Source organism: Marinobacter qingdaonensis, from assembly GCF_034555935.1.
Taxonomy (GTDB): domain Bacteria; phylum Pseudomonadota; class Gammaproteobacteria; order Pseudomonadales; family Oleiphilaceae; genus Marinobacter; species Marinobacter qingdaonensis.
On sequence record NZ_JAYDCJ010000003.1, the window covers coordinates 908,080 to 928,136 of the forward strand.

Consider the following 20,057-nt stretch of genomic DNA (forward strand, 5'->3'; position numbering starts at 1 on the left):
TTAGCCGGCGAATGTCGAACATTCACCCGTGTTCGGTTGAAGTGCGGCCAATCGGTGCAATAGTTATAAGAGACTCCCCATCACCACGGAAAAGGAGGCATCCGATGTCGAACGATAACCTCAGTAAAGACAGCCTGAAGACGTTTTCCAGCCTGGACGCCGGCGGCAAGACCTTTCATTACTACAGTCTGCCCAAGGCCGGTGAGACCCTCGGGGATCTGAACCGTCTGCCATTTTCTCTCAAGGTGCTGCTGGAAAACCTGCTGCGCAACGAGGACGACAGCACCGTCGATCGCAGTCACATCGATGCCATGGTCCAGTGGCTGAAGGATCGCAAATCCGACACGGAAATCCAGTTCCGGCCGGCCCGGGTCCTGATGCAGGACTTCACCGGGGTACCCGGGGTGGTCGACCTGGCCGCCATGCGCGAAGCGGTGAAGAATGCCGGCAAGGACCCGGCCCTGATCAACCCGCTGTCGCCCGTCGATCTGGTCATCGACCACTCGGTGATGGTGGACAAGTTCGGCGACGCGTCATCGTTCAAGGACAACGTCGCCATCGAGATGGAGCGCAACCAGGAACGCTACGAGTTCCTGCGCTGGGGTCAGCAGGCGTTCGACAATTTCCGGGTGGTGCCGCCGGGCACCGGGATCTGTCACCAGGTCAATTTGGAGTACCTGGGCAAGACGGTGTGGTCGAAAGATCAGGATGGCAAGACCATCGCCTACCCGGACACCCTGGTGGGCACCGATTCCCACACCACCATGATCAATGGCCTGGGCATCCTCGGCTGGGGTGTCGGCGGTATTGAGGCTGAAGCTGCGATGCTGGGCCAGCCGGTGTCCATGCTCATTCCCGAGGTCGTCGGCTTCAAGATGACCGGTAAGCTGCGCGAGGGCATCACCGCCACCGACCTGGTGTTGACCGTGACCGAAATGCTGCGCAAGAAGGGCGTGGTGGGCAAATTCGTCGAGTTCTACGGCGATGGCCTGAAGGACATGCCGGTGGCAGACCGGGCCACCATCGCCAACATGGCGCCGGAGTACGGTGCCACCTGCGGCTTCTTCCCGGTGGACGAGCAGACCCTGACCTACATGCGCCTGACCGGCCGAGAAGATGCCCAGATCGAACTGGTGGAAGCCTACGCCAAGGCCCAGGGGCTCTGGCGCGAGCCTGGCCATGAGCCGGTCTACACCGACACCCTGGAACTGGACATGGGCGAGGTCGAAGCCAGCCTGGCCGGGCCCAAGCGGCCCCAGGACCGGGTTGCCCTGAAGGACATGAAGGCCTCCTTCGAGCTGTTGATGGAAACCGCGGAGGGGCCAGCCAACGGCCGGGAAGAGAAACTGGAGTCCGAGGGTGGCCAGACCGCCATCGGGGTGGAAGACAGCTACCACCATGCTGCCAGTCAGCCGCTGGAAATGAATGGCGAGAAGTCCAGGTTGGACCCGGGCGCGGTGGTGATTGCGGCCATTACCTCCTGCACCAACACCTCCAACCCGAGCGTAATGATGGCCGCCGGACTGATTGCCCGCAAGGCGGTGGCGAAGGGGCTGAAAACCAAACCCTGGGTGAAAACCTCGTTGGCGCCCGGTTCCAAAGTGGTAACCGATTATCTGAAGGTGGCGGGCCTGGACGACGACCTGGACAAGCTCGGCTTCAACCTGGTCGGTTATGGCTGCACAACCTGCATCGGCAACTCCGGCCCGCTGCCGGACGCCGTGGAGAAGGCCATCAACGATGGTGACCTGACCGTGGCCTCGGTGCTGTCCGGGAACCGAAACTTCGAGGGCCGGGTGCATCCCCAGGTGAAAACCAACTGGTTGGCGTCACCGCCCCTGGTGGTGGCCTATGCGCTCGCCGGGAACGTGCGCCTGGACATGAACAAGGACCCGCTGGGGACCGACAAGGACGGTAATCCGGTGTACCTGAAAGACCTCTGGCCCAGCCAGCAGGAAATCGCCGAGGCGGTGGAGCAGGTCAAGACCGGCATGTTCCGCAAGGAGTACGCCGAGGTGTTCGACGGCGATGCCACCTGGCAGTCCATCAAGGTGCCGGAGAGCAAGGTCTACGAATGGTCGGACAAGTCCACCTACATTCAGCATCCGCCCTTCTTCGAGGGCATGGGCGAGGAACCGGAAGCCATCGACGACATCGAGGATGCCAACATCCTGGCCCTGCTGGGCGATTCGGTGACCACCGACCACATCTCGCCGGCCGGTTCGTTCAAGCCCGATACGCCGGCGGGTAAGTACTTGCAGGAACACGGTGTTCAGCCCAAGGATTTCAACTCCTATGGCTCCCGCCGCGGTAACCACGAGGTGATGATGCGCGGCACCTTCGCCAACGTGCGTATCCGCAACGAGATGCTGGACGGCGTCGAGGGCGGTTTCACCCGGCACGTGCCCAGTGGTCAGCAGATGGCAATCTACGACGCCGCCATGAAGTACCAGGAGGAGGGCACGCCGCTGGTGGTGATCGCCGGCAAGGAATACGGCACCGGCTCCAGCCGGGACTGGGCGGCCAAGGGCACGCGCCTGCTTGGGGTCAAGGCGGTGGTGGCCGAGTCCTACGAGCGCATCCACCGTTCCAACCTGATTGGCATGGGGGTGATGCCGCTGCAGTTCCCCGAGGGCACCGACCGTAAGAGCCTGAAACTGACCGGTGAGGAGACCATCAGCATCGAGGGTCTGTCCGGCGACATCAAGCCGGGTCAGGAGCTGACCATGACGGTGCGCTACCCGGACGGTTCGACCCAGTCCTGCAAGCTCAAGTCCCGCATCGATACCGCCAACGAGGCGGTGTACTTCCGCCACGGCGGCATCCTGCACTACGTGGTGCGGGAAATGCTGACATCCGCGTGAATGGAGACGCCCGGCGCACCAGCGCCGGGCCTCAACCGGTGTGCTGCTCGGCCGCCTCGGCCACGATGGGCAGTTCCAGCCAGAAGGTGGCGCCCTGTCCGGGCACCGAGTGGTAGTCCACCCCGCCGTTCATTCGAACCATCAACTCCCGGGTAATGGCCAGCCCCAGCCCGGTTCCCCCCTTGGAGCGCTGGTCCGAGCCGTCCGCCTGGGAGAACTTCTGGAAGATGCGATCCCGAAAACTCACCGGAATGCCCGGGCCGCTGTCCTGAACGCACAGCCGCACCGAACCCAGGGTCTGTTGCGTGAACATTTCCACGGTACCACCGGCCGGTGAGAACTTGATGGCGTTGGACAGCAGGTTGTTGAGGGCCTGGTGGAAGCGCTGCTTGTCGGCATGAACGGTGACCGGCGCCAGATCCGCCAGATGCAGGCTGACCTGCCGGCCCCGGGCAAATGGCTGGATGTTCTCCACGCTCTCCCGAACCATCGCCTCCAGGGCCTGATTTTCCATCTTGAAGCTCATCTTGCCGGCAATCAGGCTTTCGATGTCCAGCAGGTCGTTGATCAGGAAGGTCAGCTGCTGGCTGTTCCGGTAGGCAATGCCGGCCAGTTTCGAGGCCTTCTCGGGCAGTGTGCCGACGGCGTTGTTGGCCAGCAGGCCGAGGGAGCCCGAAATGGAGGTGAGCGGCGTACGCAGCTCGTGGCTGACCGTGGAGATGAACTCGCTCTTCATCTGGTCAATGTATTTTCGCTCGGCAATGTCCTGGGTGATCAGCCAGACCACCGGTTCGTTGTCGACGTCATCCAGCTGCAGGCCCTGCATCAGGAACGGGGTCAGGGCGCCGCTGGCGGTCTGGTAATAGGCTTCGATGCCGGCAAAGCGCCCGTTCTTGGCCAGTTCCTTGCGAATGCCGATGGCGCCCGTCAAAGGCCGGCCCGACCGGTCAAAGCTGCGGTCGAAGAAGGCCAGGGAGCGGGCGGCGGCGCCAAAGCTGTGCTCGAAGGCGTGGTTGGCCCGGATCAGATCGCCGGTTGTGGCGCTGAACAGACCGATGCCGAAGGGTGCCAGCTCGAACAGACCGGAGAATCGACGCCGGGCCTGATCCTCCCGGACCAGCAGGCTGGTCAGCCAGAACGCCGCTCCGGTGAACAGCATTATCAACATCACCAAGGCCGAACGGAACACCCAGGGGTTGGCCGGGTGCGAAGGCCAGCCGCCCCTGGGTTGGTACAGTAGGGTCCAATTGGCGCCGGGCATGGCAATGGTGCTGGTGATCGGGTTGTCCCAACGGGCGGAACGCGAGCCGTAGAACACCGCTTCCCGATTGCCGGGATCGGCCGATTTCGACAGTGCAAACTCGGCATTGGCCGGTGCCTGACTGATGCCGGCGGCCTGGTACAGTTTGTCCATGTCCAGGATCACCGACACCACGCCCCACAAGCGGTCGCTGGCGCGCTCGAAGATGGGCAGGCGGGCGGCCAACCCCTGACCGCCCTGAACCAGATTGATCGGGCCGGTGAATCGGACCTGGCGGCTGTCCAGCAGGGCCTCGACTTCCCGCGGAGGTAGGCTCTGTTTGGTCAGGTCCAGGCCCAGGGCGGCTTCGTTGCCCTCCATCGGGTACATGAAGCGAATGACGAAATCGGGGGCCAGGCCGATGTTCCGCAGCTCCGGCGCCAGGGTGAAGATGGTCGACGCCAGATTGGCGAACCGTTCGTCATCGATGGTCGGCTCCACCGCCACGTTGGCGGCCAGGCCCCAGACCGCTTGCACATTTTGCAGGATCTGGCCCCTGAGCTTCAGGCTGATGTCGTCCGCCTCGGCTTGCCAGCGTTGGCGCACGTCATTGAGGTGGCTGGAGGTGCTGGCGGCATCCAGGGCCACGGCGACCGCAATCATCAGGGCCAGGACGCTGAGCCTTGCGGCCCAGATCAGCCTGAGTAGCGAATTGCTTCGGGACGTGTCCGACATGCCTTACTGCCTTTTTGCTGTTATGCGTATGGAAGCTTGAGCCAGAATTCGGAGCCCTGGCCCTCGACCGAGTCGAACCCGACATCCCCGCCCATCTGGGTCATGATCTCGCGGGTGATGGCCAAACCCAGGCCCGTGCCGCGGCGGCCTCGGGTGTCGGAGCTGTCGGCCTGGGCAAACTTCTCGAATATGCGTGAGCGGAAGATTTGCGGAATGCCCGGGCCCCGATCCTTCACGCGGATTTCCAGATGGTCGGTTTTGGGCGACGCCGTCACCGTGACCTCGCTCCCTTTGGGCGAGAATTTGATGGCGTTGGAGAGCAGGTTGGTCAGCGCCTGCTCCAGCCGTTGTGCGTCCACCACCACCTGGTGCTGGCAGTCCGGATCCCGGAATTGCACGTTGATGTGCTGGTCCAGGGCGTAGGTACGCAGGCGGTGGATGGTGTCTTCCACCAGCGGACCCACGGTCTCGGGCTGGAGATTCATGACCATGTTGCCGGACACCAGTTTTTCCATGTCCAGCAGGTCGTTGATCAGCAGCTTGAGCTGTTCGCTGTTGCGAGCCGCGATGGAAATCATCCGATCCACCTGGTCCGACAGCGGGCCCAGCGCGCCCCCGGCCACCAGACCCAGGGAGCCGGCCAGGGAGGTCAGCGGCGTGCGCAATTCGTGGCTTACCGTGGAGATGAACTCGTTCTTCATCCGGTCCACCTTCTTGCGCTCGGAAATGTCCTCGATCAGCGACCACACCAGCGCCCGGCCGGAGGAGTTGGTGATGCGCATGCCCTGGGTGACCGCCGGGTAGGTGGTACCGTCACGGCGCAGGATCTCATGCTCGTAAGGGCCAAAACGACCGGTTTTTTTCAGGTCGGAGAGTATCTGGGCGCGGACCTGCTCGGTGGCGTCGCCAAACAGCAGGTTGACGTTGGACGCCATCATTTCCTCCCGGGTAAAGCCCATGGGTTCGAGCAGCGCCTCGTTTACGTCGAGGAATTCCCCGGTGTAGTAGTCGTTCAGGGCGATGCCAATGGGAGAAAGTTCGAACATCCGGCGCAGCTGGTCCTCGCTTTCCTGCAGCGCCAGCTGGATCTGTTTCTTGTCGTCGATGTCGACGATGTAGCCGTGCCACATGGTGCTGTGGTCGGCGAGCGGCTCCGGGGTTGCCCGGCCCTCGATCCAGCGCCAGTGGTCGTCCCGCCGAACCCGGTATTGATGCTGCCACCCGGTGAGGTCGCGGGCCGAATGCTGAATGCTGTCGATCACCGCGTTCAGGTCGTCGGGATGGATGCGTTCGAAGCACACCGAGGCGTCTTTCTCCACGTCTTCGCTGTTGACCTGGAAGATATCCCGAATGCCGGGGCTGGAAAAGGGGAAGGCCGACGAGCCGTCCGGCCAGAGCCGGTACTGGTACAGCATGCCGGGGGTCTGTTCGACCAGCTTCTTCAGGGTCTGCACGCTGACCTGGCGTTCCAGCACACCCGCGATCCAGCGCGCCAGCAGCGTGACGAATTTGACCTCGGTATCGGAGAAGCCGTCCGGCCGGGGGCTTGGCGAGGAAAAGTTCAGGGTACCGAAGAGCTTGTCCTGCACGTAGATGGGCGCCGCCACATAGCTCTCCAGACCAAACTGGTCGTAGCAGGGCCGGTCGCAGTACTGGGAGCGGGCCATGTGGCTGATGGAAAGGCTCTCGTCCCGGGTGACCGTGATCGCGCAGTAGGTGTCGGCCAGGTCGAAGGTGAGCCCCCGGGACAGCCCAGAGTCCGGGGGCGCGTCGAACCAGCGTACGGTGTACACATTGCTGGTGATTTCACTGACGATGGCCAGGGGCAGGTCCAGGTACTCGGCCCCCAGGCGCAGCGCCCGGGTGATTCGAACGTCGTCGTCGGTTTCCGGGTCGATGGCCAGGTCGTTCAGGATGCTGAGCGCCGTGTTCTGTTGCTGCATGCGTTCCAGATTCGCCATTTCCGCGGTGATGTCGGCGTGGGTACCGTACATCAACAGCGGTCGGCCGTCGTCGGTCCACTCGAACACCTTGCCCCGGTCATGCACCCAGACCCAGTGGCCGTCCTTGTGCTGCATCCGGCAGCGATAGTCGTACTCATCCAGCTCGCCGGCAAAGTGGGCGTTCAGCAACCGCTCGGACTCCACCAGATCCTCGGGATGGGCGAGGTTAAGCCAGGTCTGGATGTTGACCGGCTCCAGCTCTTCAAGTTGATAGCCGCAGATATTCGCCCAGCGTTCATTGAACACCGTTTCACCGGTTTGCACGTTCCACTCCCAGGTACCCACCCGAGTACCCTCAATCACCGAGCGGGCCCGGCGTTCACTCTGCTTGAGATCGGAGTAGAAGGCGGAGGTGGCCTGAAGCCGGATTTCCCGTTCAACGCAATCGGCCAGATCTCGTAGCAGAGCTTCGTCTTCGTAGCTGAATTTCCTCGGACTGCGGTCAATCAGGCACAGGGTGCCAAGCCGGAAGCCGTCCATGTCGTGCAGTGGCGCGCCAGCGTAGAAACGGATGAAAGGCGCCTCTGTGACCAACGGATTATCGCTGAATCGATCGTCGTTCAGCGCGTCTTCGATGACAAACGTGTCCGAGTGCAGGATGGCGTGCCCGCAGAAGGAAATATCCCTTGGGGTTTCTGGCGTCGTCAATCCCTGACAGGATTTGAACCACTGCCGGTTATGGTCCACCAAAGTGACCAGGGCAATGGGCACCCGAAAAATGCGGCAGGCCATGCGGGTGTATCGGTCGAAGCGTTCTTCCGGGACGGTATCAAGCAGGGCCGAGCGATTCAGCGCCGCCAGGCGCTCCTGTTCATTGCGAGGCAATTCTGGCGCTTTCATGGTCCGCTAGACTCTCGTGTTCGGTTGACGGAAGTTCAATCCAGAAATGGGCACCCTGCTTGTACTCGTAGCCAATGTGGCCATGCATCAGCAGCGTCAGTTCCCGACAGATCGAGAGGCCCAGGCCGGTGCCTTTGATTGATCGCGTGGTGCCGGCCTCGGCCTGGGAGAAGCGTTCGAACAGGTACGGCACGAACGATTTGGGAACGCCATCGCCCTGGTCGCGAACACTGATTCTGATGAATCCTTCGTCACCCGACGTAGCAGCCAGGGTGACGGTTCCACCGGAAGGAGAGAACTTGACGGCATTGCTGATGAAATTGTCGAGGATTTGTCGCAGCCGGTGATCATCGGCGACCACCGTCGCCTTGGGCGGGCAGACGCTTTCCAGGGTGACCTCATGCTCGTCGGCCAGGGTTTGATTGCCGTCAATGGCCGACTCGAAGATGGGCGCCAGGCGCTGGGGTTCGAGCGATACGTTCATTTGCCCCGCCGCCAGTTTGTTGAAATCCAGTAGGTCGGAAATCAACAGCTGGAGCCGCTCGCCGTTACGCAGGGCCAGGCGGTTCATCTCCAGGGCTTTCTCCGGCAACGCACCCGCGACACCGGAATTGACCAGCCGAAGTGCGCCATTCAGGGAGGTCAACGGCGTGCGCAGCTCGTGACTAACATTGGAGACGAATTGCTCCTTCATCTGGCTGATGGCCTCGCGTTCGTCCATAAGCCGGTTGAAGGCGTGGGCCAGGTTTCGTACCTCCCTCGGGCCTGCGGGGTCCAGACGGCCAAATTCCGTTGGGTTCTGCACCATCCGACGAATCTTGCGAGTCATCCGTTCCAGGGGCATGGTGGCGTTTCGGCTCAGCAGGAAGCTGATCCCACCGATGACCACGGCAATCAAGGAGCTGATGCCCAGGAAGCGGAGGAAGGATTGCCAGGCCGGTGCCGTGGCCCGCTCGTAAGGTACGGCACGGAAAAACATCCAGCCCAGGCGCTGCAGACGGTTGGTGGCGAAGATCCAGTCCTCGCCATCGGGGGCTTGGGTGATTCCGAAGCCAAGGGCAGACAGCGCCGCATCCACAAACGGGTCTACCCCTGGTGCGGGCAGTTCCTGTATCTGGTTACTGGGTGCCGGGCCGCCCTCAATGTACAGTGAGTTGGCCACGTCGATGACTTTGAAGGTGGCGCCGTCTTTGGCAATCTCTCGTAGCATGTTTTCGGGAATGATGCTGGTTTTGCCCAGGTTAATGGTGCCGCCCAGGAATCCGAGTATGTCACCACCATCTGAGAGAATTGGCCCTACAAAGGACAGCAGGGGAACTCCGGTCGTCCGCCCCATAACGGGTTGGCTGATGACCGGTTCTCCGGTTTCCAGCGCCCGTTGGAAGTGGGCACGATCCGCGTAGTTGGTACCGATTCGATTCGGAACAAAGGTATCTTCGACTATCGCCGTCGCTTTCTCATCGAAGACCAATACGCCGTCAGGAAACAGCGACCTAAGCAGTTTCTGCCGGTCTAACTGAACCGCCAGCTGGTCCGCTGGAAGGAGCTGATCACCGTCGGTTAGGGTGGCAGCAGACTCGGCCAGGACATCAAGTTTCAGCTGCAGGCGCTGGTCGACCTCCTCTGAAATACGCCGGGTTTCGAAGAGTTGCTGGTCGGTGAGGATGGTTTCGAAATCTTCGACCAGGGCGCCGTAGGCAATCAAGAGCACGGATCCAACGGTGGTGAAGGTCCCAAGCAGAATGATGAGGGTGATGCGGGTTCCGAGCGAAAATGAACGCAAACCGACTTCCTTCTGGTACTTTGTTGAAATTCTTGCTTTGATGTCAGTCAGAGTCTGGCACATTCCAATAGTGGAGCAGATTACACTGAAGGGCCATGTCTGATAACAAAAATTCTGAAGTTGCACGGAAGCTGGAACTTCTCAAGCTGCGGTTCAAGGAAAAAGCAACCCAGGATATTGCCCTCCTCGAGGATGTCGTCGACCGGTTCAACTCGGGTCGTCTGCGCGCCGACGACATCTCCACGGTGTACCACTCGCTGCATCGCCTCGCCGGTTCCGCCGGCACCTTCGGTTACGGCGCCCTGGGCGAAGAAGCCCGCTCCCTGGAGAATCTGATCAAGCCGCTGGCGGCCATGGGGGAAGATCAACTCAATGACACCCTGGTGGTCGAGCGGATTCGGGCTCGCCTCGATCAGGTCCTGATCGCCCGGGTTGCCCGCCTGTCCCAGCTCCTGTCTCTGGAAGCCGCCGCCGCAGACCGGGTCCAGCCCGTGGAGACTCGGGTCACCCGGGAGCAGGCCGACGACACCGAAATTCTGATTGTAGACCCGGACCTGGACTGGGCCAGGGGCCTCGCCCGCAACCTGGAGTCCCACGGTCTGTCGGCCGATGTCTTCTCCAGTCTGAAAGCGGCGATCGAGCACGGGTTGGACAAGGTCTCGGGCCTGGTGGTCCGTGATTCGCTGATGCTCGGCGAGGGGCATTTGTTGCACTCGCTGCCGGTCCGGCCACCGTTGATCAGCATTGGGGCCGAAGATTCCTTTGATGCGCGCTACCGATTGGCCGAGCGCGGCGTGGACGGTTTCCTGAGTGAGCCCCTGGACATCCCAGTGCTGGCCGACTACCTCGAACGCCTGATCATGGAGCGAGCCGAGGGCGCCGCCGGCCGTGTGATGATTGTCGACGACGATCCCGAGCTGCTGGAACATTACGGCCTGGTCCTGGAAGAGAGTGGCCTGGAGGTTCGTCGGGTCAACAACCCCGCCATCATTCTCAGCGTGCTGTCGGAGTTCCGGCCGGATATTGTCCTGATGGATGTTCAGATGGGCGCGCACAGCGGCCCCAACCTGGCGCGCATGCTGCGCTACGATCCGGAATGGCTGGGGCTTCCTATCATTTTCCTGTCCTCGGAAGAAGATCGCGAATTCCAGGTGGATGCCCTGGCCGAGGGCGGCGATGACTTCCTGACCAAGCCCATTTCCGATTCCCTGCTGCTGCGGGCGGTGACGGTGCGGTGCTATCGCGCCCGACAACTGGACAAGCTGGTGTCCCGGGACAGCCTGACCGGCCTGCTCAAGCACTCGGTGATCAAATCGGAAGTTGGCAAGGAACTGGCCCGCTGCCAGCGCCTGGGCCAGCAATCGGTGGTGGCGATGCTGGATCTGGACCATTTCAAGCAGGTCAACGATTGCTACGGCCATCGTACCGGTGATCTGGTGATCAAGGGCCTGGCCCACCTGCTGCGTCATCGGTTGCGAAAATCCGATGTGATTGGCCGCTACGGTGGCGAAGAATTCATGGTCGCCCTGCCGGACTGTTCGGTTGAGCAGGCCCGCGTGGTGTTCCAGTCGGTGTGTGACCTGATGTCGAGAATCAGCTTCACCGGAGGCAACAAGGAATTTCATGTCACCCTGAGTGTGGGGATTGCTCCACTTGAGGATTACGTGTCCGTCGACGACGCCATCGAAGCGGCGGATAAGGCGTTATACTCGCGGAAGCTGTCAGGGCGTAACGGTGTCACAGCAACGTCGGATGAATCGCAATCGGGGAAGGTGGGTAACTGAGAATGGATGCTCTGATCATCGATGATGATGACCTGATGGCCGATCTGCTGGAAACGGTGGTGGCGGGCCTTCATCCGGACATGCAGGTGGCCAAGGCCTCGGGCTATCAGGAAGCCATGGCGGCCTGGAAGCGGAAACCGGCGGACCTGCTGATCGTCGACTGGAACCTGCCGGACGGTTCCGGACTGGAGATCATCCGCCAGGTTCGTGCCATCAACAAGACGGTCACCATCGTGATGATCACCGGTCGCGCCGATCGGGACTCCATTCTCAAAGCTGCCCATTACCACATCAGTGGTTACATCAGTAAACCCTTCAAAGTGGACATGCTGCACGATCGCTTATTGGCGGTGCTGGACAAGGTAGCGCCAGAGGCCCAAGCGGAGCCGCCGCCGGCGTTGGAAAGCCTGCTGGCCGAAGGCCTGGATACGGTCATCCAGTTGCCAGCCAGAACCGATGCCGCCAGTGTGCTGGAACTGATGGCCCGTGCAGAAAGTCTCTCGGCCGCGCATCTGGCGGAGCGTTGGCAGACCGACGCGGCCCTGTGTTCGCGCCTGCTGGATGTGGCCAACCGGGCGTCGTTTCGGAAAACGGGCAAGCCGGTCAGCACCATCCGGGATGCCATCTCCACCATGGGCGTGCCGATGGCGCTCAACCAGGCTCTGGGCCTGGCCATGGATGTCGGCGCGACACTGTCCCATGACTTGCTGAAAACCCCAGCTATCCAGTATCAGCAGCAGGCGGAAAAGGTGGCTCGGGAGGCTCAGCGCGTCGCCCTGGCCCTGGGCAAGCGTTCCACCGAGTTCTTTACAGCGGGCCTGCTGAGCCGAGTGGGGGAACTGGCGGTTTTGAAGGTCATGGACCATTTCCTGAGACGAGGTGGTGAACTGACCGAAGACGAGGTGCATGATGCCCTGCGTGACTGGGCCCAGCCCTATGGCAACCGGCTCAAGGTGCAATGGCTGATGCCCCTGGAATTGCGCCAGCTGATCGGCGCGGTGCATTTCCTGACCCGGGAAAACGTGACCCAGGAGCGGGTAATCATGCGGGTGGCGGCGCTGATGACCAGCGACGACGCCCCGGAAGCGGAAATTGGCCGGCTGCTGCGGCATCTGGGCCTGGAAAACTGGAACAAGAAAGCGGCCGGGCCGACACCGGACGAAGTGGAATCTGAAAAACCGGCGCCCGATGGCGCGGAACCGGCCGGTCCGGAACAAGACGGGGAGAAGCGTTCGGATGACTGAAGCAGGCATCGAATTAGAAAGAATCATGTTGGTCGAGGACGAGGAGGACATCCGCGCCGTGGCCGAGTTGGCGCTCGAGGCGGTGGGTGGCTTCACCCTCACCACCTGCGAGTCCGGGCAGAAGGCCTTGGAAACCATTTCAGAGTTTGACCCCCAGTTGATCGTGCTGGACGTCATGATGCCGGGAATGGATGGCCCTTCCACCCTGAAAGCCATTCGCCGGCATCCGGACTTCTCCGATACCCCGGCCATTTTCATGACCGCGAAAGTGCAGCCGGACGAAGTCGACGGCTATCTGTCCCAGGGCGCTGTGGCAGTCATCCCCAAGCCGTTTGATCCCATGGCGCTGTCGGACCGGATCCGGGAAATCTGGGACAACCTCGACCAGGAGGGATAGGTCGGCGAATGTCGTCGATCTGCCGGCTCAGGCTGGTGCCCCGGCCAACGATTCGGTTAACCTGTGGCCTTGGATTCAACTGGTAACATCGAGGCCCCACCATGTCGTCTGACCCCTCCCGGGATGAGCTCAAAGCAAAGCTGAATCTGGAAACTTCCCGCATTCACTGGCACGACCTGCAAACCTATTTTGCCCGTGGTCAGGTGGTTCGGGTGGCCCCGGAGCTCGACTTGCTGGAGGTGGCGACGGAGCTGGCGGCGGACAACAAGTCGCGGTTCGAGGCCTGGATGACTGCCGGCAAGGTCGGGGAGATCCCGGCCGATCTGGCCCAGGCCTGGTACGACAGCAACACCGAACTCTGGGCGGTGGTGATCGCGCCCTGGGTGCTGGTGCAGGACCGCTCCAACCATGTCCTGCAGTGATGGCGCGGTGAACCGGCCATGAAGCTGCATTACTTTCACGGTCGCAGCGCCCTGAAAGCCCTGGTGATGGTGCGCGAGCAACATCGCCTTGAGCTGTTCATCAAGCCGGTCGCCGGTGCCTGGGTGTTGGTGGCGTTGGCGGGACCCAACCAGGGTCAGCCCGAACGCCAGCACTGCCAGGGGCCCTGGACGACCCAGAGCCGGGCCGAGTCTGCGCTTCGGGCCACCGCAGGTGCCCTGATGGGCGAGGGCTTCGAGCCCCGGCCCGAGGACTATGTGGTCTGGTCCGTGACCGCCCAGCGCCTGGCCCGCACCCTCAGTTTTGACCCGAACCAGCGTACCCCGAACACCACACTGGACCCAGACCAGTTCGAACCGATCGGCTGATCGGCCCCTTTCCCCGTACCCCACTTTGCTTGTTGAGGAGTCTATGCTGACCGGCGCGCTGCTGATTCTTGCCCCCCTGTTTCTGGGCTTTGCCCTGCCACTGCACAGTCGGCGGGCCATGACCATCATCCATTACACGGTTGAAGGCCTGGTCTATTTTATTCTCGCGCTGCTGGGCCTGGGCCTGGGCCAGATGGAAGGCCTGGCCAGCCAACTGGGGGGCATGGCGGTTCAGGTCTTGATGCTGGTGCTGGCGCTGTTCCTGGCCAACATGGTCGGGCTCTGGCTGTTCCATCGTTGGCAGCCGATGACGCTCCAAGTTGGCCCGGTGGAGGGCAGTACCGGCTACCGGCGCCTGTTTCTGGCCGGCCTGAAGCCTTTGCTGGCCGTGCTGGTCGGTCTGCTGGCCGGTTATTTTCTGCTGCCCAAATTGGCGTTCGTGGAGGACGTTGCTACCGGGGCGCTGATGCTGCTGCTGTTCCTGATCGGTCTGCAATTGCGCAACGCCGGACTGTCCCTGCGCAAGCTGCTGATGAATCGCCAGGGCCTGGGTATCGCCCTGGCGCTGACCCTCAGCTCGCTGGTGGCCGGTGTCCTGCTGATTCCGGTGCTGGCGTTGCCCTGGCACGACGTGCTGGCGCTGGCGTCCGGGTTTGGCTGGTACTCGTTGTCCGGTATTGTCATCGGCGATGCCCTGGGGCCAGCCTGGGGTGGGGTGGCGTTCCTGAACGACGTGCTGCGGGAGATCATCGCCCTGGCCCTCATTCCGGTGTTGATCAGCGCCCGTCCCGCCATGGCCATAGGCTATGGCGGAGCCACCGCCATGGACTTCACCCTGCCGGTGATCCGCAGCAGCGGCGGCCTCGGCTGCGTGCCGGTGGCCATCGCCTCGGGCTTCCTGCTGTCGTTCCTGTCACCGGTGCTGATGGGGGTGTTCCTGTCCCTCGGCTGATGTCGTTGAAGACCAGTTACTTGCTCTTTTTCCCGCCCGGTGGGGTTTCGTCATCTAGACTGTAAAGAACCGGAAGGACCAGAGCACAAGGTTAAACCATGCGTCGTCGCCATTTCATTGGGTTATCCGTTGCTGCGGGGCTTGCGGCGATCGGCCCGTGGGGATGCAGTTCCGGTCGGCCACTGCGCCTTGGGGTTCACCCATGGATTGGGTATGAGCCTCTGTATCTGGCGGAGGAGTTTGACTGGCTGCCAGAGTCGGTGACGCTGCTCAAAGGTGAGGCCGCGGCCGACTCCCTGGCGCGATTGCAGGCCGGCGAGCTGGATGGGGCCGCTCTGACCCTGGATGAAGTATTGCGGGCCAAGGACGCAGGGACCGATCTGGTCGTCGTGGGCGTTACCGATGTTTCAGCGGGCGCGGATGTCCTGGTGGTGCGGCCTCCCATTGACAGTCTGGAGGGGCTCCGCGGGCAGCGCGTGGCGGTGGAGCTGTCTGGAGTGTCCGGTGTAATGCTGCTCAAAATTCTGGAACGAGCCGGATTGGAACGAGCTGATGTTACTGAGGTGAATTTGCCTGTGAGCGAGCATGAGTCGGCGTGGCAGCGGGGTGAAGTGGCGGCCTCGGTTTGCTACGAACCGGTGGCATCGGCCCTGGAGGATCAGGGTGGTGTGCGCATGTTCGACAGTGGCGACCTGCCGGAAACCATCTTCGATGTGCTAGCAGTCACCCGCCGAATGGCGGATGGCCGACCACAGGCCGTGCGTGGAATGCTGGCAGGCCACTTTGCCGGCCTTCAACACCTGGTGCGAAGCCGCCATGATGCCATCTACCGGATCGCGGGTCGGCAGAACACCTCCCCCGACGCTATTCGAAGGGCGTTGGCCACGGTGATGCTGCCTGACCTCGCAGCGAATCAGCGCTACCTAGCCACAACGGGAAGGGTGGAAGTGGTTGCTCGCAATCTCGCACACCTGATGATACGCGCTGGCCTACTCGGCAAGATGCCGGATTCACGTCCGATCAGTAATCCTGCCTTTTTGCCTCGGAGTAACACTTGATCGCGCCTCTCTGGGCGCGGTGTCTGCTTGGTTGGTTGCTGTTGGTGGCAACGATTCCACTCCCGGCCTGGGCCACTTCGCCGGTGACACTGGGTATCTACAATTCACGGTCTGAAGCCATTATGCGTCTGCGCTTCGAGCCTCTTGCCGATTACCTGTCCCGAGCCATTGGTGAGCCTGTGGAGTTGTTGTTGTTGAGTGAAGCCGAGCTGGATCAGGCACTTGCTGCTAACCGATTGGATTTCGTTCTGACCAATCCCAGTCATTTCCTGATCATCCGTAGCGAGCGTAGTCTTTCTGGGGTCTTGGCGACGCTGAATCGACGTTGGCAAGGGGTGGCCACGGCGAGTCTCGGCGGAGTGATTATAGCTGCGTCAGACCGGGCCGGGGTTGAGGATCTGGCCAGTATCCGGGATAAAACACTGGTCGCACCGAGTGTGAACTCTCTGGGTGGCTATCTTGCCCAGGCGCTGGAGTTGCAGCAGATTGGTGTGGATATTCGGCGCAGCAATCGCATCAAGTTGGTGGGCAGCCATGATCGTGTGATTCGAGCGGTCCTTGCCGGTGATGCGGATGTGGGATTTATTCGCACAGGCATTCTCGAGCAGTTGGCGCTGACTCAGCCGGAATTGATGTTCAAGCTTGATGTCGTCAACTCTCAGAGGCTTGCTGGATTTCCGTTCATGGCTTCTACGCGCCTCTACCCGGAATGGCCTTTGGTGGCACTTCCCCATGTGGACGACGACATCGTACGACGCACCGCCTCGGCGTTATTCGCGCTGGAGCCGGATGATCCGGCCGCCCAGGCTGCCGATATTGCAGGCTTTTTGCCGCCCGCTGATTACCAAGCGGTGGAATATCTGTCCCGGTCACTGAAGGTGCCCCCTTTTGATCAAGCCCCAGAGCTGACCTGGATCGACGCCTTGCATCAGTATCGTCTGTGGGTGTTTACCATCATGGTGTTGCTCTTGATGCTGGTCGCCAGTTCACTGTGGCTTGCAAAGCGCCGGCGCCAGCTTCTGAATGAACAACGGCGAACCCGGCGATTGATGATGAGCTGGCCGCAGCCAATGTTGGTAATCCGGCGCGGCGTGTTTGTGGACTGCAACCACGCGGCGATAGAAATGCTGGGAGTGGCCAGCCGGGAGGCTCTGATTGGCGGCGAAGTGGCGAGTTTTTCGCCTGAATACCAGCCAGACGGTCAGGACTCGGAGGCCAAAATGCGGGCCATCATGGCGATGGCGGATGGTGGGCTGGTCTGTCAGCAGGAATGGCTTTTTCGACACTCGGATGGTTCGGACATCTGGGTGGTCATGACTATCGCACCGGCGCATGAACCCGGTGCAACAAACTCACTATTGCTGTGTTCTTGGCACGATATCACCGATCGGCGACAAACTGAGCAAAGGCAGAGGTTAGCTGCCAGCGTGTTCGACACAGCGCGAGAAGCGATATTCATTTCTGACCGATACGGCAGGGTAGTCGACGTCAATGAGGGTTACGCCAACATCACCCGACAGCCCAAACATCAGGCGCTGGGGAAGTTGCCGCCCTTACCCCTCGGGGAGGGTAGTGGGGTATTCCAGAACGCACGGATCAGTGGCTTCTGGCGAGGTGAGGTTGTATTTAATAGGACCGATGGAGAGCAGCTGGATCTGGTCCTGACCCTCAGTCGCGTTTGTGACGACACAGGCTCCGTCACGCATTTCATCGGCATATACAACGATGTCACCGACAGCAAAGCCAAGGAACACGAGCTGCGCACCCTCGCTCACTACGATGCGCTGACGGGCTTGCCCAATCGGGTTCTGTTTGCCGACCGACTGCAGCAGGGGATGGCGCAGGCTCGGCGCCATAACCTTCGCCTCGCGGTGGTCTATATCGATCTGGACGAGTTAAAACCAGTCAACGATACATTCGGGCATGAAGCGGGGGACATGCTGTTGATTGAAACGGCGGAGCGGCTGCAACAGTCCCTACGGGAGGAGGACACCCTGGCTAGAATGGGCGGCGATGAGTTCACCGCGATTATTCTGAACATCGACAATGAAGCGGACCTGGAACGGCTGTTGTCCCGCATGCTAGTGGCCGTTGCCGAGCCAGTATGGGCCGGAGATCATCAGGTCGAGATTTCGGCCAGTATCGGCTACACCGTATTTCCCCAGCAGACTGAGATCGACGGGGATCAGTTGCTGTGTCAGGCCGATCAGGCCATGTACCAGGCCAAGCGGCAGGGGAAAGGCTGTTTTCGCCGGTTTTTTCCGGACATTAGCGCCTAGATCATGAACTTCCGGATATCGATCCGGTACTCGCCCGGGTCGACGGCGCGCACAATCCGGTCCTGGGTGCCGGGTCGGCTCAGATCAATGGTGTCCACCGGGATCTGCATCCGGAACCGGGTGTGGTACATCACCCGCACCACCGGTAGCCGCTGATCCTGGTCGTTGGTTTCCACCACCGCGCCCAGTCGGCCGCTTTCCAGCAACACCATCGACCCCACCGGATACAGGCCAATGCACCGGATGAACTGTTTCACCAGCTCGGGGTCGAGGTGATCGCCGCTCCACTCCAGCAGCTTTTTCAGGCCCTGGGTCGGGGTCAGGCCCTTGTGGTAGACCCGGTCGGCGGTGATGGCGTCGTAGACATCGGTGATCGCGACCATGCGGCCATATTCAGAAATCTCGTCGCCCTTCAGGCCTTCCGGGTAACCGGTGCCGTCCAGGCGCTCATGGTGCTGGGCGGCGGTGATGACGGTCAGCTCGCCAATGCCCTCGGTCGACGCCAGGATGTCCCGGGAATGGCGGGCATGGAGTTTCATCACCTCGAACTCCTCCGCCGACAGTCGGCCGGGTTTGTGCAGGACCTCGTCCGGGGTCAGGATCTTGCCCAGGTCGTGCAGCAGGGCGCCGACGATGGTCTGGTGCAGGACGTCGGCCGGCAGTTTCCGGTAGTTGCCGAACAACGACATCAGCACACTCAGGTTGACCGAGTGCTCCAGCAGGTAATTGTCCTTCTCGCGAATGCGCCCCAGGCAGCTCAGGGCATTGGCGTTGCGCAACACCGAACTCTGCAGTTCGTCCGCCAGCTGGTGGATCGGGGCGATGTCGATGGCGCCGCCGATCTTGACGTTGTTCATGAACTCGCCCACCAGGCCCTGGGCCTGGCTGTGGACCTTTTGCGCCACCACCAGTTCTTCTTCCATGGGCACGTGGGGGCGCAGTCCCGGTGACTGTTCACCGGCCCGCTGCAGCGCCGCTTCGTTGCGGCGATCCACCTCGCCGGCGGTCTCCGAATCCTGGGTGTCCAGGCCCTTCGAGGCGTCGATATAGACGAACGCCACCCCCATCTGGCGGATCTTCTCGATGGTTTCCTCTTTTTTGATGACACCGCGCTTGCGCTGGCTGTTGTGAGGAATCCAGTCGTTGTTGAGGTCGGTGATGTACATGCCGACCTTCAATGCCGAAATAGGGATGCGCTTGATCATCGCTGCGGGAAGAACGTCCTCAGGCTGTTCTGGTAGGTGGTGCTCAGTACGTGGTCCAGAGGTAGGTCCTTTACCTCGGCAATTTTCTCCGCCACGAAGGGCAGGTAGAAGGGCGCGTTCTCGCGACCGCGGTAGGGCACCGGGGTCAGGAAGGGCGCGTCGGTCTCCAGCAGGATCTGCTCGATGGGCGCCATGCGCACGATGTCACGTACGTTTTCCGCCTTGTTGAAGGTGGTAATGCCATTGAAGCCGAGACACCAGCCCTGATCGAGGGCGTACTGGGCCAGGCCCGGACCCGAAGTGAAACTGTGGATCACACCCCGGCGGGTCAGCGATTGCTCGAACTCCTCGAGGATGGCGATGGTGTCCTCGTCGGCTTCCCGGCTGTGGATAACCACGGGCCGGTCCAGATCGCTGGCGATCTGCAGCTGACGCCGGAACACCTGGCGCTGTACCTCGCGGTCGGCGTTGTCATAGAAGTAATCCAGGCCGATTTCACCCACGGCAACAATCTTGTCGTCGCCGGCATGGGCCCGAATCTCCTCCTCGACGGCGTCGGAGTAACTTTCCGCCTCGTGCGGATGGATGCCCTGGGTGCCATAGACCCAGGGCGCCACCTGGCTCAGCTCGCGTACCTTGGCGAGGTTGTCGGGCGCGACCGCGATGGTGATGACCTTTTCAATGTTCACCCGCTCGCTCTGCGCCAGGGTTTCGTCCAGGGGACGATCCTTGAGGTAGTCGAGATGGCAGTGGGTTTCGATGATCGGGTGATCGAACACGGGGATGTCGCGGCGTTTCTTACTCATCGCGCTTTGGTCTACTCCATGGCAGCGACTTGAGGCTGCTATCCTGAAAAATTGACCA

General features: G+C 61.5%; 14 protein-coding genes. 9 read left to right on the forward strand and 5 right to left on the reverse strand.

The window, feature by feature from the left end:
• The first annotated feature begins 104 nt into the window (after window positions 1-104).
• Entirely contained in the window at window positions 105-2,864 is a 2,760-nt protein-coding gene (gene acnA, locus U5822_RS07320; RefSeq protein WP_322854973.1) for an aconitate hydratase AcnA, read from the forward strand.
• 31 nt (window positions 2,865-2,895) lie between these two features.
• On the opposite strand, the gene U5822_RS07325 is transcribed toward acnA, so the two are convergent.
• The 3 genes from U5822_RS07325 to U5822_RS07335 are packed head-to-tail and all read right to left on the reverse strand — an operon-like array spanning window position 2,896 to window position 9,465.
• On the reverse strand, window positions 2,896-4,839 hold the full coding sequence (locus tag U5822_RS07325; RefSeq protein WP_322854974.1) for an ATP-binding protein: 1,944 nt from the start codon (window positions 4,837-4,839) through the stop codon (window positions 2,896-2,898).
• A 20-nt stretch (window positions 4,840-4,859) separates the two neighbouring features.
• The gene (locus tag U5822_RS07330) at window positions 4,860-7,682 is read right to left on the reverse strand and encodes a PAS domain-containing protein (RefSeq protein ID WP_322854975.1); all 2,823 of its coding nucleotides are present in this window, start codon (window positions 7,680-7,682) and stop codon (window positions 4,860-4,862) included.
• Entirely contained in the window at window positions 7,654-9,465 is a 1,812-nt protein-coding gene (locus U5822_RS07335; protein WP_322854976.1) for an ATP-binding protein, read from the reverse strand. The genes U5822_RS07330 and U5822_RS07335 overlap by 29 nt, the downstream gene beginning before the upstream one ends.
• Window positions 9,466-9,560: 95 nt before the next feature.
• Between U5822_RS07335 and U5822_RS07340 the strand changes: the two genes are divergently transcribed.
• The 8 genes from U5822_RS07340 (at window position 9,561) to U5822_RS07375 (ending at window position 17,988) form a co-directional block, all read left to right on the forward strand.
• Entirely contained in the window at window positions 9,561-11,249 is a 1,689-nt protein-coding gene (locus U5822_RS07340; RefSeq protein ID WP_322854977.1) for a diguanylate cyclase, read from the forward strand.
• Between the two features lie 2 nt (window positions 11,250-11,251).
• The gene (locus U5822_RS07345) at window positions 11,252-12,493 is read left to right on the forward strand and encodes a response regulator (RefSeq protein ID WP_322854978.1); all 1,242 of its coding nucleotides are present in this window, start codon (window positions 11,252-11,254) and stop codon (window positions 12,491-12,493) included.
• Window positions 12,486-12,890, forward strand: a complete 405-nt coding sequence (locus tag U5822_RS07350) for a response regulator (protein ID WP_322854979.1) — start codon at window positions 12,486-12,488, stop codon at window positions 12,888-12,890. Before U5822_RS07345 ends, U5822_RS07350 begins: the two co-directional genes overlap by 8 nt.
• Before the next feature lie 101 nt (window positions 12,891-12,991).
• Window positions 12,992-13,312: a DUF2288 domain-containing protein gene (locus U5822_RS07355; protein WP_322854980.1), complete on the forward strand. Its 321-nt coding sequence runs from the start codon at window positions 12,992-12,994 to the stop codon at window positions 13,310-13,312.
• A gap of 18 nt (window positions 13,313-13,330) precedes the next feature.
• A complete protein-coding gene (locus U5822_RS07360) occupies window positions 13,331-13,699 on the forward strand; it encodes a PA4575 family protein (protein ID WP_322854981.1) in 369 nt (122 codons plus the stop codon).
• 43 nt (window positions 13,700-13,742) lie between these two features.
• Window positions 13,743-14,651, forward strand: a complete 909-nt coding sequence (locus U5822_RS07365; protein WP_322854982.1) for a LysO family transporter — start codon at window positions 13,743-13,745, stop codon at window positions 14,649-14,651.
• 98 nt (window positions 14,652-14,749) lie between these two features.
• Window positions 14,750-15,709, forward strand: a complete 960-nt coding sequence (locus tag U5822_RS07370) for an ABC transporter substrate-binding protein (RefSeq protein WP_322854983.1) — start codon at window positions 14,750-14,752, stop codon at window positions 15,707-15,709.
• Window positions 15,706-17,988, forward strand: coding sequence for a diguanylate cyclase domain-containing protein (locus U5822_RS07375; RefSeq protein ID WP_322854984.1), 2,283 nt, complete (start codon window positions 15,706-15,708; stop codon window positions 17,986-17,988). The genes U5822_RS07370 and U5822_RS07375 overlap by 4 nt, the downstream gene beginning before the upstream one ends.
• On the opposite strand, the gene U5822_RS07380 is transcribed toward U5822_RS07375, so the two are convergent.
• On the reverse strand, window positions 17,985-19,193 hold the full coding sequence (locus U5822_RS07380; protein ID WP_322854985.1) for a cyclic di-GMP phosphodiesterase: 1,209 nt from the start codon (window positions 19,191-19,193) through the stop codon (window positions 17,985-17,987). The two genes, U5822_RS07375 and U5822_RS07380, sit on opposite strands and share 4 nt — an antisense overlap.
• Entirely contained in the window at window positions 19,190-19,999 is an 810-nt protein-coding gene (locus tag U5822_RS07385; protein WP_322854986.1) for a TatD family hydrolase, read from the reverse strand. The genes U5822_RS07380 and U5822_RS07385 overlap by 4 nt, the downstream gene beginning before the upstream one ends.
• Between the last annotated feature and the right edge of the window lie 58 nt (window positions 20,000-20,057).